Here is a 15,956-nt window from a genome sequence, read left to right as displayed (position 1 = left end):
CAATCGGACTTGCCCATCGCCGTTAGCGGAGCACGGTGCGGTTGGCGATCTGGACGAAACACAGTCCTGAGTGGTAGCCTATGCAATCCCAGCAAAGATGGGGCATATATTCGGCGAAGCCGGGGTGGCAAAACTAACCGGCGTCGCGGAGCTGTATGTATTTTCACAAAGCCAAGGACATATTGAGGGAAAAGACGATGGGGTCGAGAACTTACACCGGGGCTTCATTCAAAGATTTGATGAACGACAATTATTTCCCTCTGGAAAACATGCAGAGGAGCGTGGACATCCTCAAGGCGTCGCCGGACATCCACGTGCCGACCCTGGAGTACGGCCAGTACCATCTGATCCTGACGCCGGCGGACAAATGGCCGGACGGGAGCGCGGCGTACTGGCACAAGGAGAAGGGACGAGCTCGCGTCGACCTCACCACGCAGTTGAATACGGTCCCGCTGTCCAAGGACGAGCCCGGCGTGATCCCGCTGACGCGATGCGCGCTGCTCGATGCCTGCGTGCGGAAGTGCTTCAATTCCGAGCCGCCGATCCCGATGAAGACCAATATCATCACTCACGCGGCGAGCGACGCCTATGCCGACCGGCACGAGATCCGGCTGGAGTGGGAGTACGACAACGGTGAGGACCAGGCGCCGACGCTGCTCCACCTGACGATGGTCTGTCCGTACCGCCCCTGATTCCGAGCGGGAGCAGCAGCGCGGAGGCTTCCGCACCAATCGAAGATGGTCCGTCGTCGCCACAGCATGCGTTGCACGACGGACCAATCATGCCCCGCCCTCTCCGCTCGAAGGCCGCGTTGCATTGTCTCGCGGCCGCGCCCTGTCATGGACCTGTCGCACGAAAATGATCCGCTTCCGCCGTGCGCGTGCGAGTCGCCTGCTTGAAGCAGTCGCCGCGTTCGTTTGACAGGAGCGCCCGATGCCCGTTGGACTGCTAGAGGTCTTAGGCACCATCGATGTCGGCCAGTTCTGGCCGGAGGGCCGGTCGGACGCCGACACCACCAAGGTCGTGGTGAATGTCGCCCCAGACGCGATCCGCTTCCGCAAGAACGACTCGGTGCCTTTCCAGCCGACCCACGTCTTCGAGGGCGCCAAGGTCAAGGGCCGGACCGCGACGGCGCCGATCAAGAACGGCAAGCTCACCATTCGCCTTCAGGGCATCGACGCGCCGGAGCTGCATTATCAGCCCTCGCCGCTCTCGGCCGCCGAGAAGAAGGGCCTGAGCGACGCCAAGCGGCAGGCCTATCACGAGGTCACACACCCCTACCGGCAGTTTCTTGGCGCGACGACGAGCAAGGCGCTGCATGACTTCCTCAGCAGCGCCGGCGAGCCCACGCTCGCCTGCCGGGTGTTCACCCATGTCGATGCGCCGAACGAGGTGTTCGACACCTATGGCCGGCTGGTCGGCGACATCGAGGTGACGGTCGCCGGCAAGACCATCGACATCAATCACTGGCTGGTCGAGCAGGGCTTTGCCTATCCAACCTTCTACTCTTCGATGAACGACGACGAGATCAAGGCCTTCCTCGCGCTCGCGAAGCCCGCACGCGCGCAGAAGCTGCCGGTCTGGAAGCATCTCGCCAAGACGATTCCCGCCTTCGACTTCGACCTGCGCGAACCCAGGAAGAACGAGACCGACGTGCTCGCGACCGACAAGGGCCCCGTGATCCTGCCGAAGCTCTATCGCCGCTACACCAACTGGTCGGCGCGCAAGAAGGCGAAGGTGACGAGCCAGACCTTCCAGAAATTCTTGGGCGAAGGCTCCGGCGGCAAGCCCGACACCTGCTACGAGATCGACGACTTCCTGACCAACGGCGTGCACTCGGCCACGCCGCGCAATTTTGCCGACTTCGTCGAGGGCGGCAAGACGATCAAGTTTCAGCCGGAGGGGCTGGTGTTCGGCGAGGCGCCGTCGAGTCTCGTGGGGGCGGACGGCAAGCCGATCACGACGTTCTGAGGATGCGCGCGCGGCCGACCGGGATCAACGGCGTTTTGTCGCAGATTGCTGCCGGCCGTGAGCTCGCACGTTCATGCGCCGCTATTCTCCTGTCGTTGCAGGCATTTCCGGCGGCCGAGCCTGGCCGATCAAGGACCGCTCGCGCTAACGGTTAGAATTCGCTACTACACAACCATAGATTTTTCGTCTATTTTCCTGGCCGCGGCGATTGCAGGGCGTCCTCGGTCGAAGTCCGAGTGACCCAAGATGCCGGCTCTCAAGGCGAGCTGGTGGATGAGAGGAAGATCAATCCGGCGGAGCCGCCTGCCCGTTCTCTCGGCCGGCCGGCGCCGCAGTCAAGCGACAAGGAGAACGGCATGCTGGTTCGACAGAACGTGTGGGAGCTTGGCGGCGACTGGGCGGATCCGATTCTCTGGTACGCGCGCGCGGTTGGCGCATTGAGGCCGAAGCCGCTCAACGATCGAACCAGCTGGCGCTTCTGGGCCGGCATGCACGGCTATCATCAGGGCCTGTGGGAGTTCTACGGCTACAAGGCGCCTGCCGAGCAAGTTCCTGCCCAGGCCGACTTCGACGAGTTCTGGCAGCAATGTCAGCACGGCAGCTGGTATTTTCTGCCATGGCACCGCGGCTATCTGATCGGGTTTGAGAAGCTCATTCGCTCGACCGTCGTGACGCTCGGTGGGCCGCCTGACTGGACCTTGCCTTACTGGAACTACTTCAAACCCGGTCAGGATGGCTTGCCGCCGGCATTCGGCAGCCCGGACTGGCCGGACGGCACCGGCAACAATCCCCTCTTCATTGAACAGCGGTGGGGACCCGGCGATCCCTCGCAGCCCGGCAAGGTCTTCGTCCCGCTCGACGCCGTGAACCTGGACGCGATGGACGTTCACGAGTTCACCGGTGTGGCAAGTGGCGGCGACCGCGGCTTCGGTGGCATCGACACCGGCTTCGAGCACGGCGGCACCAAGCATGGCGACATCGAAAGTCAACCGCACGACCAGGTTCACGGCCTTGTCGGCGGCGAGAAGATGTTCCCGGAGGCGAGCACGAGGCCATTGCCGGGACTGATGTCGTCACCGGTGACGGCCGGCCTGGATCCCATCTTCTGGCTGCACCACGCGAATATCGATCGGCTGTGGCAAAGCTGGAGGCAGAGCGATTCCCAGAACACGGATCCGGAAGAAGCCAGCTGGAAGAAGGGACCTGCCAGCCTCGGCCAGCATAAATTTGTCGTTCCTCTCCCCGACGGCTCGCCGTGGGAGTACACGCCGGAACAGATGTCGGACTTTGCCGGGGTGGGCTATACTTACAGCGATTTCTCGCCGGCAGGCGCGCCGTTGGCGGCCGTCGCCGGCAGGACAGCGACATCATCCGGAGCGGTCGCGATGGCGAGATCGACTGGAGCAACAGTTGAGGTGCTTGGCGCCAATGCCCAATCGCTTCCCGTCGCAGGGAAAGGTGCCGAGACCTCCGTGCAACTCGATGCGCGTACGCATACGAAAGTTGCCGCCAGGCTGGCTGCCGGCCCCGCGCCCGGGGCGCGCGCGGAGCAGGTCTTTCTCAATCTGGAGAATGTGCGCGGATATTCCGACGCCACCGTGCTGCAGGTCTATCTGCAGTTTGCGGGGAAGGACGGCGCGCCGTCCTTCGAGCGGCAGGTCGGGAGCATCGGGCTCTTCGGCATCACCAAGGCGACGGAGAGCGATACCGGGCACGCGGGAGACGGCTTGTCGTACGCGCTGAACATCACCAAGCCCTATTCGGAGTTCGCCGGTTCGGGCACTGCCGATCTCGCAAAGGTCGGCGTTCGTCTCCAGGCCGTCGCGCCGGTGCAGCAGTCGGCCGACGTGAGTGTCGGCCGCATCAGCATCGTCCGACAGGGCGATTGACGGCCGCTCATGACGCCCGCGGCCTACGAGCGTCTGCAAATCCGTATTCCGCTCACCGTCGCGGCAGCCGCCGCGTGGGCGGCCGTCGTGGCGTTGTCGGACCAGCGCAGGCTCGTCGCCTTCTGCAACAGCGATGTCTGGCCGGCACTGTCGCTCGATCAGCTCGCCCTTGCCATGACGTTCTATTCGCCGACAACACTCACCGGCGAATGGATGCTGATGGTAGCGGCGATGATGACGCCGATGCTCGCGGGCGCTCTTGGGCACGTGCGTGCGCGAAGCCTGCCGCGTCGACGCATGCGGTCGATGGCGCTCTTCATGATCGGATACTGGTCCATCTGGGCTGCCTGTGGCGTTCCCATCGTACTGGCCGTGCTGGCGCTGCAACTGATGCAATCATCATCGATCGTCACGATCGCATTGGCGGGATCGCTCGTCCTAGTCTGGCAATTCTCCCCCGTGAAACAGATCTGCCTGAACCACTGCCACGACCAGCCGCCGCTGGCGGCGTATGGGATCAGGGCCGACCTGGCTGCTCTCGGATATGGCGTCACCCAGGGTATCTGGTGTTGCGGAGCCTGCTGGGCGCTGATGCTCGTTCCGTTGGCGACGCAAGGCGGGCATTTGGCGGCGATGGCCGCGACCAGTGCATTCCTGATTGCCGAGCGCCTGGACAAACCGCGGCGCCCGGCGTGGGAGGTGCGATGGCCATCGACCGCTGCCAGGCTGCTATGGTTCAGGCTCGGCCTTTGGCGACGCACGGAGAGCGCCGGAGTGAAGGCAACCTGATCGGTGCCGACGGCACGCGCGACGACGCGATTCGCGCAGGCGACCGGGCAAACTTTGCCGGCGACACCGCCGCACCGGCAATTTTTTCAAGCTGCCGATGAGCGCGAGCCCGGAAACATCGGGAAATCCAACGAAAACATCTGGCACGCACGTTGCTTGCCCTTCGCGATCGTCTCGAGGGGCCGAACATGCAAGTCACGCCAGGAGCATCAATCTTCGGCTACCAGCCTGCAAAAGCCGGCTCAACGACCGGTGCATCGAAGCCGCCGGTGACCGACAATGGTGGGCCCTCGCAAGCCAACGAAGATGGCGCATCGGGCGACAGCAGCGTCGTGCAGGAATTCCTGAAATACGCGAAGATGAATCCCTTCGACCGTATGCGGGCTGCCATTCTGAAGAGCATGAATCTCAGCGAGGCCGACCTCGCCAACATGACCCCGGACCAGAAAGCGGCGGTGGAGCAGAAGATCCGGGACGCCATCGAAAAGCAGCTGGAGAAGAAGGGCCAGCAGCCCGGCAGCCTGGTCGACCAGTCCGCGTAACGACCGCGCATCACCAGTGGAATGTCGCGCCTTTTCCAATCTCGCAATCGAATGCCGTATCCTTGAGAACGGCGTCATTGACGGCATCCAGGACCATCGTGCGCGCCTCGATCCTGCCGTTTGGGTGCACCCTGAACGACAGGAATTCCCTGACCGCCTTGTCCGGTCTCACCGTGAAATGGGTCGTTGCGAAAGCGATCGTCCCGTCAGGCTGGATCATGTATCCGTCAAACCGCATGCTGGCCTTGACCGGAGGTCCCGCCGCGCCCGTGCCGTGAACTTGACAGGCTGAAAGGTCGACGAGCATGCGAAATTCCTTGCCATCGACGATCGCCTTGTTCAGCGCCGCATAGTCGGCGTTTCCGGGTTCGTCCGCGATCGCGGGGTGCGTCCAGAAGCTCGCTACGATCGCCAGAGCGGCGGCGCAGCTGCGCAGATCATTCGACAAATGTGGCTCCCAGGGATGGCGGCTCTCGGCTGGACCTCGTTTCGCCGGAGCAGGCTTGCGATGATATTCGTCGCTCTAGCCGGCTCCCGACTCGAACTTCACCGCCTCATGATTGGTGATGACTTCTCGAACGACCAGGGCATGCAGCTTCCGGGTAAAATCCGGATCGAGCCCGCTCTGTGCGGCGAGGATGCGAAGCCGTTTCAATTGCGCCGCTTCACGTCTGGGATCCCGGGATTCCAGTCCATGCCTGGCCTTGAGCTCTCCGATCGCGTCCGTACAGCGAAAGCGCTCTGCGAGCAGGTGCACCATCGCCGCATCCAGATTGTCGATGCTGCGGCGCAGCCTGGCCAGATCGCCGGCAAACTCCTGGTCATCATCCGTCATCGATCGGCACCTCCAGACAGCGCCGCGGCGGACAACCCGCCCTTCTGCAGAATGAAGCCCGCAATCTCATCGACACCTTGGCCACTCTTCAGATTGGAGAAGATGAACGGTCGCGCGCCTCGCATCCGCCGCGCGTCCGCTTCCATGATCTCCAGATTCGCGCCCACCATGGGAGCCAGATCGATCTTGTTGATCACCAGCAGATCGGATCGCATGATCCCCGGCCCTCCCTTGCGCGGGATCTTCTCTCCGGCGGCGACGTCGATGACGTAGACGGTCAGGTCCGCAAGCTCCGGGCTGAAGGTGGCGGCGAGATTGTCGCCACCCGACTCGACGAAGCAAAGCTCCGCGTCCGGAAACTTCAGGTTCATGTCGTGGATCGCCGCCAGGTTCATCGAGGCGTCCTCCCGTATGGCCGTATGCGGACAGCCACCCGTCTCCACCCCCATGATGCGCTCCGCCGCCAATGCCTGCGCGCGGGTCAGAATGAGCTGATCCTCCTTGGTGTAGATGTCGTTGGTGATGACGTAGATCTCATAGAAATCGCGCAGGTGCTTGCACAGCGCCTCGACCAGCGCCGTCTTTCCGGAACCGACCGGACCGCCGATTCCGACGCGCAGCGGCCCGTTGGTTGCCGCAATGCCGGGTGTGCGGAGAGACCTGCTCTCGTGTTCAATCGTCTTCATGACCGAAACAACCTCGTATATTGGAGCTCGTGTGCGATGGACGCGAGCTCAACCATCAGGCCCGCCGAACCGAGATCGTCGACCGTCTCACGGCTTGCGACTTCACTGCGCGACAGGATCGGCAGCTCGAGCGCCGCGATGGCAAGCTGACCGTCGGTCTGACCGAGAGGCACCAATCGCACGCCCGCGCTCACCAGATTGGCGACATAGCTGTGCAGGAATGCCGGCAGCGCGATGTCGACGGCAATCCGCTCGCGCGCCGCTCGCGCTCCGAGCAGGACGGCCAGCACCGGCGGACATTTCGGATCTGAGAAGATGTCCAGAATTCGATCCGGCCAGACACTGCGAAGGGTCGTAAGGCACGCAGACGATTGCTGGGCGGATTCGAGCACGAATTCGGATGTGCCGCGGGAAGCGGCTGCGAGTTCGGCCAGATCCGGGAGCTGGTCCTCGGCGCCCTCGGCCACGCATCGGTAGGCTTCGCTGAAGAAGATGGCTTCGTTCCGGCCCGAGCCGTAGCAAAGGTCGGCCTCGAGCCAATCGATCAGGCTGCGCCGATCGGAGACATAGCCGGCCTCCACCGCCCACTCCAGTCCGTGCGAGTAGCTGTAGGCCCCGTTCGGGAACGACGGCGAGAGCCAGCTCTGCAGCCTCAGGAACGCCAGCGCCGTATGTCCATAACTCTGGTCTGTCATCGCACCACCATGCCGGCAACGCGTCAGTACATGAAATAGCGCTGCGCCATCGGGACCACATTCACCGGCGGACACGTGAGCAGCCGTCCGTCGGCCCGCACCTCGTAGGTTTCGGCATCGACCTCCATGCGGGGCAGCGCGTCGTTGAGGATCATGGAATGCTTGCCGATCGATCGCGTGTTCGAGACCGGCAGGAGTTGCTTGGCCAGGCCCAATTGTCTCGTCGTTTCGAGCGAGGCCTGACTGACGAAGGTCACAGAATTTCTGCCGGGAGAACGGCCGAAGGCACCGAACATCGGCCGGTAATATTCCGGCTGAGGCGTCGGTATCGACGCATTGGGGTCGCCCATGATCGCGGCGACGATCATGCCGGATTTCAAGACCATGTCGGGCTTGATCCCGAAGAACGCCGGATCCCAGACGACGATGTCCGCGAGCTTCCCGACCTCGACCGAACCGACATGGCGTGACATTCCCTGCACGATGGCCGGATTGATCGTGTATTTTGCGACGTAGCGCCGCGCCCTGAAATTATCGTTCTGCCCGGTCTCCTCCGGCAACCGCCCGAACTGCTTCTTCATCTTGTCGGCGGTCTGCCACGTCCGCGTGATCACCTCGCCGACGCGCCCCATCGCCTGGCTATCCGACGACACGATCGAGAACGCGCCGAGATCGTGCAGGATATCCTCTGCGGCAATCGTCTCCTTTCGGATGCGGCTTTCCGCGAAGGCGACATCCTCCGGAATGCGACGGTCCAGATGGTGGGTCACCATCAGCATGTCGAGTGCTTCGTCGAGCGTGTTCGCGGTGTAGGGACGCGTCGGATTTGTCGAGGCCGGAATGACGTTGCTCTCGCCGCAGACCTTGATGATATCAGGCGCGTGCCCGCCGCCGGCCCCTTCCGTATGGGCCGCATGGATCGTCCTGCCCTTGAACGCGGCGATCGTGCGCTCGACGAACCCGCCTTCGTTCAGGGAATCGGTGTGGATCATGACTTGCACGTCCATGTCGTCCGCGACAGAGAGGCAGCAGTCGATCGATGCGGGCGTTGCGCCCCAGTCCTCGTGCAGCTTCAGGCCACACGCGCCGGCTTCGATCTGCTCGACCAGGCCCGCGGGTAGGCTCGCATTGCCCTTGCCGAAAATGCCGAAGTTCATCGGGAACCCATCCAGCGCCTCGAGCATCCGATGGATGTGCCATGGCCCCGGCGTACAGGTCGTCGCCGTCGTCCCAGCGGCAGGTCCGGTGCCGCCACCCATCATGGTCGTGACGCCCGAGAAAAGCGCCTCGTCGATCTGCTGAGGGCAGATGAAATGAATGTGCGTATCCATTCCGCCGGCGGTGATGATCTTGCCCTCGCCCGCGATGATTTCCGTCCCCGGCCCAATGATGATCGATACACCCGGCTGTACGTCGGGATTGCCCGCCTTGCCGATGGCGGCAATGAGCCCGTCCCTGATCGCGATGTCGGCCTTGACGATTCCCCAGTGATCGAGGATCAGCGCATTGGTAATGACCGTATCGACCGCGCCCTGCGCGCGCGTGAGCTGCGATTGTCCCATGCCGTCGCGAATGACCTTGCCGCCGCCGAACTTGACCTCCTCGCCATAGATGGTGAGGTCCCTCTCGGGCTCGATGAACAGGTCAGTATCCGCCAGGCGCACCCTGTCGCCGACCGTGGGGCCGAACATCTGCGCATAGGCAGCGCGGCTCATCGTGTGGGACATGTCTTCCTGACCTTATTCGTTGGCGCCGGACGCATCGTTTCCTGATTCCAGAGGTCCCATCACGCCGCCGCTGAAGCCGTAGATGCGCCGCGCTCCGGCAAACGGGATCAATGAGACCTCGCGCGACTGACCCGGCTCGAATCGCACGGCCGTCCCGGCCGGGATATCGAGGCGGCACCCACGGGCAAGGGATCGATCGAACGCGAGTACGGCGTTCACTTCGGCGAAGTGATAATGGCTGCCCACCTGGACCGGCCGGTCGCCGGTGTTGGCTACGGCAATCGATGGTCCGGTCCGGTCCCCGTTCAGGACGATGTCGCCGTCAGCCGGAATGACCTCCCCGGGAATCATGCCACGCCTCCAAGCAGCAGCAGCCCGACAAGGCCAGCGCATACGCCCGCCGCGCGAAGCAAGCTTCGTCTGGTCGCGTTTCCTCCTGAGAACCCGATGACCATGCCGGTCAGGAGAAGAGCGGCGGTCGCCGTCGTGAAGCCGATCACATAGGGGACAAGCATCGCGGCGGCTTCAGTTCCGTGGGCGTGACCATGGAAGAACGCGAACAGGCCGACGGCCGCCGCGCCCAGCATGACGGGCATCCTGAATTCGAACGCAACGAACGCTGCCAGCGCCACCACCGAGAGGCTGATCGCCGCCTCCACAAATCCCAGCTCAAGTCCTGCGCTTGCCGCGGCGAAGCCGCCCAGCATCGCGATCAGAAAGGTCAGCGGCCACACGGCTCTCGCGGATCCGCCCACGAGCGCGCTCCACGTTCCCACCAACGTGACCGCAATCAGATGATCGGCGCCGCTGAACGGATGGACGAGACCGGCGTCGAACGAACTGCCCGCGCCCGGAATGGGATGAGCGAAGGCCGGCGCCGCAAGCAGGCTCAACGCAGCGACGCAAATCGGGATGATGCGCATCATCGGCTCCTATCGGATCGGGTTGTGCACCGGGACAAGCTTGGTCCCGTCCGGAAACGTTGCCTCGACCTGGATCTCGCGGATCATTTCCGGGATGCCCTCCATGACCTGGTCGCGGCGCAGCAGCCGGCCACCTTCGGACATCAGATCCGCGACCGATCGTCCGTCGCGGGCGCCTTCCATGATGGCATCCGAAATCAATGCGATGCTTTCGGGATAATTCAGCTTGACGCCTCGCGCGAGCCGGCCGCGCGCAACGATCGCGGCGAGGGCTATCATCAGCTTGTCTCGTTCCCGTGGCGTCAGATTCAAGATGCTCCTCCCACCTGGCCGCGCTGCTAACAGGACCACATCTTCGGCACTCCGAAGGGACCGGATCCGAGCTCATGGTCGAGTTGATCGAGGAAGCGGCGCAGACCTCGCCTGAGGTCCACGCTTGCAATCGCGGCGACCCGGACCACGATGATCGCGCCCACGATCGTGACGCCGCACGCGCATTCCAGCGAAGCACCGATCTCGCGCAATCTCTCGAGCCGGGCCTCGAGACCCGGACCGAAATAGATCATTGTCGCGATCGCCTTCCAGTTCGAGAGCAGCGCCGTCTTCCGAAGCTGCGGGAGCGCCTGGTCTGAGGCGAGGAAGCCATCCGCCCACACCAGACGGCCGTCGACCCTGACGCGCCAACTGTCCAGGATATGTCCGGCAAGAACCTCCTCGCCGCTTTCGATGCGGCCAAGAACCAGCCACTCGAGGGCAATCAATTCGGTACCCGAGTTCACATCGATCTCGGTCTGCCGCGCGATGCGCGCCTGGTTGAAGACGATCGTCTCTTGCGGAAGCCACGCAAGCCGGGCATTTCCCTCAGCCCTTAACCGCGTCCGGATTCGCGCAGGCCGATCCAGCGCCCGATAGACCTTCTCCGCGGCCTGCGTGGTCACCGCGACCGACGCATTCCCTTGAGCGACCACCTCGATCCTGATCTCGTCGCCGCCTGCGACACCGCCCGAGGTATTGATGAGGACCGCCTCCTTGCGCCGACGATCGTCGACATTCGGGAAGGCAACGGCCATCGGAAACTTCTGATAGACGTTGATGATCTCCGTGCCGTTTGCGGCGCCGGAGAACACCACGCGAGCTTCCCCGGCAGCGCGCTGCAGATCGAATTTTTCCGTGGCGCTCTGCCCTTCTCCCGGTTGGCCGGGATGAGCCGCGGATGTCCCGCGAGAGCGCTCGTGAATTGCTTCAAACATCCGTCTCGGGGCTCATGATTGACCGTGTGTGTCTCGCATATCGGCGAGGGAGAGGCCGGGCGTGGAACGGCAATGCCGACCACGCCCGGACCTCATGTCGCGAAACCGGGATCAGAAACCCGCAAGACCCTGGGAGCCGTTGTACGGGATCTTGACGCTGCCGATCTCCTTCAGCGAACCGTCCGGCTGGGTGCTGTAGCTGACCAGCTTCGAGGCGTTGCCGTAGATCTGATAGAGATAGGCGCCGTCCGGCGAGATCCAGCTATCGCTGGGACCGCTCGTCACGGTCCCGTTCAATCCCCTCGCGGTGCCGTCGCCGGGAACCTTCGGGCACGCCGGATCGCACGCAATCTCCAGGCCGCCACCATTGATGCGGTAGCTGCTGATGTTGCTGTAGCCGAAGTTCGTTGCGTAGATCGTGCGATCATCGGGAGCGACGGCCAGCCAGCACAGCTCGGACGGCAGGCCCGCGCTGGTGTCGATCTTGACGAGCGGGCCGATCTTGATCGAGCCGTTCTTCTCGATGGTGCAGATGGAGCATCCGTCGCCGACGGCATAGCCGATCACGAACGTATTCGGACGCTGATTCAGGAACGCGATGTAGAACGGAGAACCGCCCTTCGCATCGTAGAACCTGGCCGTGCCGAGCGAGCCGTCCTTTTGCAGGGCGAACACGGCAAGGCCGTCCGGATCCGGTGCATTCGACGCAATCGAGTGCAACGCGCCGCCGGCGCGCTGGACCCAGAGAATCGGCGAGCCGTCGGGATACAAGCCGGTGAGCGCGATCGGCTCATCGAAAGTGGTGCCGACAAGCACGAGCTCCTCGTTGGGCGAGACCACGACCATGGTGGAGACACGGTTCCGCTTGCTGTACGTATTCACCGTGTATCGCTCGGGCCGCGTCTTGAGCATGCCTTCGGCATCGACCGACATCAGCCGAAGATGATCCGGTCCGAACGCGTGCAGCACGAAGAGGGTGCGCGTCGACGGAGCGAAAGCCAGCGATTTGGCCGTGCCACTCCTGCCCTCGACCGGGTTGCCGGTCGACTTCACGTCGAGCAGCGTGAGACGACCGTCGCTCTCCAGGCGGAAGCTCGAAACGGAATTGTCTCCGCCATTGGTCGCAAACAGAAAGCGCCGATCGGATGTAATGATGACGCTTCCTGCACCCTCGTAAGAGTTGGGCGCGCTGTCCTGGCCGCTGATCGGCTTGAATTCACCGGAGCCGGCGCCGCCCGTCTTGATACGCGCGACCTCGGCCAGCTTGCCGTCCGCCTGCCGCGTGTAGTGAATAATGGCGTTATCGATCTCATTGGTCTGGATATAGAGATGGCCAGTCTGCCCCTTCGACATTCCCATCTCGCTCGCCGTCGCTTCTTTAGCCATCTCTCGCTCCTTTGATGATTGGCTTTGGTAAATCGAATGACTTTCGGTGACCTGCACCATTGCTATGGCTTCAGCGGAGGGTATCCATCGACGTAAACCCAGTCGGACGCCCGCACGGGTACATGGCACGCCTGGCATTGCGCCCTGTAATTCGTCGTCGTCGTTTTCGAGCGATCGCCCGCGTCGAACCAGGACCATCCCCAGCCGTCGCCCCACAACGCGCTCTCCGGGTGACGGTTCGCGGTGTCCTTCACCATGACGAACCATCCCTTCAAAGCATCGGCGCGGCTGACGGTACCGGTCGTCATTTCAGAGGTTGCCGCCTTGAACACTTCCTTGACCAGCACCGCACCGTCCGGGAAGCGCTTGTCCTTCCGATAGGCGTCGATCACTCCGGGCGAGGCGTACACGACGTGAAGCTCCTTCGAGCCGTGAGTGTCGTCTGCCGCAATCGCCCAGCTTTCGAGGAGCTGATAGGTCGTACGATAGTCATCGGGCACGTGCAGATGCCCGTCGCGGTCGGCGACACTCGCACCGGTCGAAACGCCATCCGCCGCGTTCGCCGGCAGCTGTGACTGCCTGACCGCGGCCGCGATCCCGAGGATCACGACGACGGCGACACAGGCGGCTTTGAGGATTTTCATGCCGATCTTCCGCCGATTACGCGGTCACCGCGCGTCCTTGTTGTCCAGCAGCGGATAGAACTGGGTCCAGACCTCATCCTTCTTGGCGTTGGCGATATGGCAGTAGGCGCACTCGTCCTTCGACTTCACCTTGGCCGTCGGCGCCTTCGGTTCGTGGTGATTGAAGTTGAAATAGCCCCACCCGTTGGTGTCGGCGAAGCGCTTCGAATCCTTGACGGTCACGTCGGCGCCGTTCCACTTGCCCGGGAAGTAGCCCCGTCCCGACGCTTCCGTTCGCGAGCCGTCGGCGTTCTCCTGCGGCAACGTCAGCTGCAGCTCCTTGAACAGGATCGTCCCTTCGGGGAATTCGCTGGTCTTCTTGTAGATCGCGTACGAGCCCGGCTCGATATAGACGTTGTGGAATTCCGGGAAGTTCGCCTGTCCGCCGTTGAGGGCGTTCGGCGTCAGCGGCGAGCCGACATAGACCCACTCGTGGAAATTCTTCGGCAGGAGCAACTGCCCGTCCGCGGTGTATTCCGGCAGATAGCGCGTATTGCTCTGGGCATTGCTATCCCTAAGCGATCCGAAGAACAGAATCGTTGCGACCGCACTGCCTACGATGACCGCCGCTGCTGCCTGGACTCCCACGCGCATTGTCTTCTCCCGCGACTGCGGCCGAACGCGCGAGGCGCCGGCACAATTGACCTGTCGAGAGATGACTTAGCCAGTCGCGGAGGATCCTGCGCGCTGGGGATTGCTTCCGCTTTGGCCATCTTGATGCATTCCGTGCCGAACCTGCGATCGGTGAAGAGGTTGACGCTGCGGAAGCAGGACGCGCGGCCCCAAGCGGCGCCGCGAGCGCGGCGCGGACGGCCATGGAAGCGACCGAGAGGGTGCAAGGTCAGCGGGTGAGGTCTGAAAGCGGGGCTGTTCTCAGGGGGCGCTCGCGGCAGATCCGGTAGTTGTCCTGCCAGGGACGAAGCCGCTCGAAAGCCGCGCTCGCCGCCAGCACGTCGAAGTCGGCGTTTCGCCGACCTATGATCTGCATCCCGACCGGAAGCCCGTCGGACAGACCTGCTGGAATTGAGGCTGCCGGATGGCCCGTAAAGTTGACGAAGTAGGTCAGGGCCCATCCGATCAGAGGATCTATCTCGACACCATTGATCGACTTCGGCCCAGCCGTGTTGCCGTCGCTGGCGTTGTCGACCGGCGGGCACGCGACGGTCGGCGTGACCAATAGATCGAATCTTTCAAGGACGTTCTGGAAGGCATCGTAGACCTCCGACCGGACAGCCTGGTCGCGGAAGAAATCGAGCCCCGACACGCGATTGGTCTTCTCGACCCAATCCATGTATTCAGGCGGAAAGTCGTCGCGATGCTTGCCGAACAGATCGATGCCGTCGCGCTTCATGTTCTCGATCGCCTGCAGGTTCAGAAGCATGTAGAGACGCGACCAGACGTCGCTCAGCTCCCGTTGCGAGCGAACGATGCCGAGCTTCACTTCCTCCACATGAGCGCCGGCTTCCTCGAACGCCTGTACCGCGCGGCGGACCGTCGCCGCGACTTTTCCGTCGACCGGAAAGACGTCCAGATCCGGACTATAGGCAATCTTGAGGCCACGGATCGAACGACGGGTCGCCGCGGTGAAGTCGACGGGCGGCTCGATCAGGCTGAAGGGATCTCGCGGATCAGGGCCGGCAAGTACGTTCAACGCAATTGCGGCATCTTCGACCGTCCGCGTGATGGGCCCTTCGAACAGGAACGGAGAGTCGGCCACGCCGAACGCGTTGGGACGCACGAGGAACGGCACGCGTCCGAACGACGCCTTGTAGCCATAGACCCCACACCAGGCCGATGGGATTCGTATCGAGCCGCCGGCATCCGTGCCTTCTGCAATGGGTAGCAGTCCATCGGCGACCGCCGCGGCGCTTCCTCCGGATGAGCCGCCCGTGTTCTTGGCAAGATTGAACGGGTTGCGCGTGGGACCAAACAGGTAGTTGTCGCAGGTGCCCCGGAATCCCATGAGAGGGCTGTTGGTCTTGCCGAGGAACACGGCCCCCCCACGCTTCTCCATGCGCTCGCAGAACACGCAGTAACCGTTCACGACGTGGTGCTTGAGCGCGCGGATGCCGCCCAGGCTCGCAGGCCAGCCCGGCTTGAAGTCGAACAGATCCTTGAGCGCCGACGGAATGCCGTGCAGTGGGCCCCACGACTCGCCTGCGACCAACGCGCGCTCGGCCTCTTTCGCCCTCGTGCGGGCGCCGTCGAAATCGAGATAAACCAGCGCATTCAGGCTCGGGTTGCGCGCTTCGATGCGCCGGATGAACGCATCGACCACGTCAACCGGCGACAGATCACGTCGCCGGATGCGAGCTGCCAGTTCGTGCGCGGTGAGGTAAGCGAGTTCGTCGGAATGCAAGGACCGGCTCACGCTCGACATCGTCTCCTCCTTCTGAACCACTTCAGGACGAAGCCGCATTTGACATTGAAACAGTTCTTGCCTGCGCAGCCGTGATTGCTTCGTCTTTCGCAATCTTGATGCATTCACCGCGACGGCCATCGACAAGGCATCGATCAGGGTTCATGTGCGCTGACGTGGGCTGCAGGTTACGCCGACGCGCGTTGGCACATCCCGCGCGT

The 15,956-nt window shown here is 63.1% G+C and carries 18 protein-coding genes; 5 read left to right on the top strand and 13 right to left on the bottom strand.

The features are described from left to right. Positions 1-197: 197 nt before the first annotated feature. From AC0L3X_RS25885 to AC0L3X_RS25865, 5 genes are all read left to right on the top strand, one after another. Complete coding sequence (locus AC0L3X_RS25885; RefSeq protein WP_028148879.1) at positions 198-692, top strand: hypothetical protein; 495 nt, start codon at positions 198-200, stop codon at positions 690-692. Positions 693-933: 241 nt separating this feature from the next. After that, the gene (locus tag AC0L3X_RS25880) at positions 934-1,971 is read left to right on the top strand and encodes a thermonuclease family protein (RefSeq protein ID WP_231143851.1); all 1,038 of its coding nucleotides are present in this window, start codon (positions 934-936) and stop codon (positions 1,969-1,971) included. A 356-nt stretch (positions 1,972-2,327) separates the two neighbouring features. Beyond that, positions 2,328-3,860 (top strand): tyrosinase family protein, encoded by a 1,533-nt coding sequence (locus AC0L3X_RS25875; protein WP_247316142.1) that lies wholly within the window; start codon positions 2,328-2,330, stop codon positions 3,858-3,860. 9 nt (positions 3,861-3,869) lie between these two features. Beyond that, complete coding sequence (locus tag AC0L3X_RS25870) at positions 3,870-4,649, top strand: DUF2182 domain-containing protein (protein ID WP_063980901.1); 780 nt, start codon at positions 3,870-3,872, stop codon at positions 4,647-4,649. Positions 4,650-4,837: 188 nt separating this feature from the next. Continuing rightward, the gene (locus AC0L3X_RS25865) at positions 4,838-5,191 is read left to right on the top strand and encodes a hypothetical protein (RefSeq protein ID WP_063980900.1); all 354 of its coding nucleotides are present in this window, start codon (positions 4,838-4,840) and stop codon (positions 5,189-5,191) included. A 10-nt stretch (positions 5,192-5,201) separates the two neighbouring features. Here AC0L3X_RS25865 and AC0L3X_RS25860 read toward each other — a convergent pair whose 3' ends face one another. From AC0L3X_RS25860 to AC0L3X_RS25800, 13 genes are all read right to left on the bottom strand, one after another. Then, on the bottom strand, positions 5,202-5,639 hold the full coding sequence (locus AC0L3X_RS25860; RefSeq protein ID WP_084794956.1) for a VirK family protein: 438 nt from the start codon (positions 5,637-5,639) through the stop codon (positions 5,202-5,204). Between the two features lie 75 nt (positions 5,640-5,714). Beyond that, positions 5,715-6,026, bottom strand: a complete 312-nt coding sequence (locus AC0L3X_RS25855) for a chorismate mutase (RefSeq protein WP_063980899.1) — start codon at positions 6,024-6,026, stop codon at positions 5,715-5,717. Beyond that, positions 6,023-6,712, bottom strand: coding sequence for an urease accessory protein UreG (gene ureG, locus AC0L3X_RS25850; RefSeq protein WP_063980898.1), 690 nt, complete (start codon positions 6,710-6,712; stop codon positions 6,023-6,025). Before ureG ends, AC0L3X_RS25855 begins: the two co-directional genes overlap by 4 nt. Continuing rightward, a complete protein-coding gene (locus AC0L3X_RS25845) occupies positions 6,709-7,407 on the bottom strand; it encodes an urease accessory protein UreF (protein ID WP_063980897.1) in 699 nt (232 codons plus the stop codon). Before AC0L3X_RS25845 ends, ureG begins: the two co-directional genes overlap by 4 nt. 23 nt (positions 7,408-7,430) lie before the next feature. Next, positions 7,431-9,134 carry an urease subunit alpha gene (ureC, locus tag AC0L3X_RS25840; RefSeq protein WP_231143845.1) on the bottom strand — a complete coding sequence of 568 codons (1,704 nt, stop codon included), beginning with the start codon at positions 9,132-9,134 and terminating at the stop codon, positions 7,431-7,433. A 12-nt stretch (positions 9,135-9,146) separates the two neighbouring features. Continuing rightward, complete coding sequence (locus AC0L3X_RS25835; RefSeq protein ID WP_063980895.1) at positions 9,147-9,485, bottom strand: urease subunit beta; 339 nt, start codon at positions 9,483-9,485, stop codon at positions 9,147-9,149. Further along, positions 9,482-10,060, bottom strand: coding sequence for a HupE/UreJ family protein (locus AC0L3X_RS25830; protein ID WP_063980894.1), 579 nt, complete (start codon positions 10,058-10,060; stop codon positions 9,482-9,484). The genes AC0L3X_RS25835 and AC0L3X_RS25830 overlap by 4 nt, the downstream gene beginning before the upstream one ends. 6 nt (positions 10,061-10,066) lie before the next feature. Next, complete coding sequence (locus AC0L3X_RS25825) at positions 10,067-10,369, bottom strand: urease subunit gamma (RefSeq protein ID WP_028148889.1); 303 nt, start codon at positions 10,367-10,369, stop codon at positions 10,067-10,069. A gap of 26 nt (positions 10,370-10,395) precedes the next feature. Beyond that, positions 10,396-11,187 (bottom strand): urease accessory protein UreD, encoded by a 792-nt coding sequence (locus tag AC0L3X_RS25820; protein WP_084794955.1) that lies wholly within the window; start codon positions 11,185-11,187, stop codon positions 10,396-10,398. 231 nt (positions 11,188-11,418) lie between these two features. After that, positions 11,419-12,693, bottom strand: coding sequence for a beta-propeller fold lactonase family protein (locus tag AC0L3X_RS25815; RefSeq protein ID WP_063980893.1), 1,275 nt, complete (start codon positions 12,691-12,693; stop codon positions 11,419-11,421). 62 nt (positions 12,694-12,755) lie between these two features. Continuing rightward, complete coding sequence (locus AC0L3X_RS25810; protein WP_473316966.1) at positions 12,756-13,337, bottom strand: cytochrome P460 family protein; 582 nt, start codon at positions 13,335-13,337, stop codon at positions 12,756-12,758. Between the two features lie 24 nt (positions 13,338-13,361). Further along, the gene (locus AC0L3X_RS25805) at positions 13,362-13,970 is read right to left on the bottom strand and encodes a cytochrome P460 family protein (RefSeq protein WP_063980891.1); all 609 of its coding nucleotides are present in this window, start codon (positions 13,968-13,970) and stop codon (positions 13,362-13,364) included. Between the two features lie 247 nt (positions 13,971-14,217). Beyond that, positions 14,218-15,756 carry an amidase gene (locus tag AC0L3X_RS25800; RefSeq protein WP_063986067.1) on the bottom strand — a complete coding sequence of 513 codons (1,539 nt, stop codon included), beginning with the start codon at positions 15,754-15,756 and terminating at the stop codon, positions 14,218-14,220. Positions 15,757-15,956: the final 200 nt, after the last annotated feature.

This window comes from Bradyrhizobium sp. MI1.7, from assembly GCF_055811795.1.
Note: the sequence above shows the minus strand (reverse complement) of the source record. Positions and strands in the feature narration are given on the sequence as shown.

Bases quoted from the DNA above. Each gene is read 5' to 3' on its own strand.
- AC0L3X_RS25885 (WP_028148879.1), top strand. From the start codon at position 198: ATGGGGTCGAGAACTTACACCGGGGCTTCATTCAAAGATTTGATGAAC.
- AC0L3X_RS25805 (WP_063980891.1), bottom strand. From the start codon at position 13,970: ATGCGCGTGGGAGTCCAGGCAGCAGCGGCGGTCATCGTAGGCAGTGCG.
- AC0L3X_RS25810 (WP_473316966.1), bottom strand. From the start codon at position 13,337: ATGAAAATCCTCAAAGCCGCCTGTGTCGCCGTCGTCGTGATCCTCGGG.
- AC0L3X_RS25875 (WP_247316142.1), top strand. From the start codon at position 2,328: ATGCTGGTTCGACAGAACGTGTGGGAGCTTGGCGGCGACTGGGCGGAT.
- ureG (WP_063980898.1), bottom strand. From the start codon at position 6,712: ATGAAGACGATTGAACACGAGAGCAGGTCTCTCCGCACACCCGGCATT.
- AC0L3X_RS25880 (WP_231143851.1), top strand. From the start codon at position 934: ATGCCCGTTGGACTGCTAGAGGTCTTAGGCACCATCGATGTCGGCCAG.
- AC0L3X_RS25800 (WP_063986067.1), bottom strand. From the start codon at position 15,756: ATGTCGAGCGTGAGCCGGTCCTTGCATTCCGACGAACTCGCTTACCTC.
- AC0L3X_RS25870 (WP_063980901.1), top strand. From the start codon at position 3,870: ATGACGCCCGCGGCCTACGAGCGTCTGCAAATCCGTATTCCGCTCACC.
- AC0L3X_RS25835 (WP_063980895.1), bottom strand. From the start codon at position 9,485: ATGATTCCCGGGGAGGTCATTCCGGCTGACGGCGACATCGTCCTGAAC.
- ureC (WP_231143845.1), bottom strand. From the start codon at position 9,134: ATGTCCCACACGATGAGCCGCGCTGCCTATGCGCAGATGTTCGGCCCC.
- AC0L3X_RS25815 (WP_063980893.1), bottom strand. From the start codon at position 12,693: ATGGCTAAAGAAGCGACGGCGAGCGAGATGGGAATGTCGAAGGGGCAG.
- AC0L3X_RS25865 (WP_063980900.1), top strand. From the start codon at position 4,838: ATGCAAGTCACGCCAGGAGCATCAATCTTCGGCTACCAGCCTGCAAAA.
- AC0L3X_RS25845 (WP_063980897.1), bottom strand. From the start codon at position 7,407: ATGACAGACCAGAGTTATGGACATACGGCGCTGGCGTTCCTGAGGCTG.
- AC0L3X_RS25855 (WP_063980899.1), bottom strand. From the start codon at position 6,026: ATGACGGATGATGACCAGGAGTTTGCCGGCGATCTGGCCAGGCTGCGC.
- AC0L3X_RS25830 (WP_063980894.1), bottom strand. From the start codon at position 10,060: ATGATGCGCATCATCCCGATTTGCGTCGCTGCGTTGAGCCTGCTTGCG.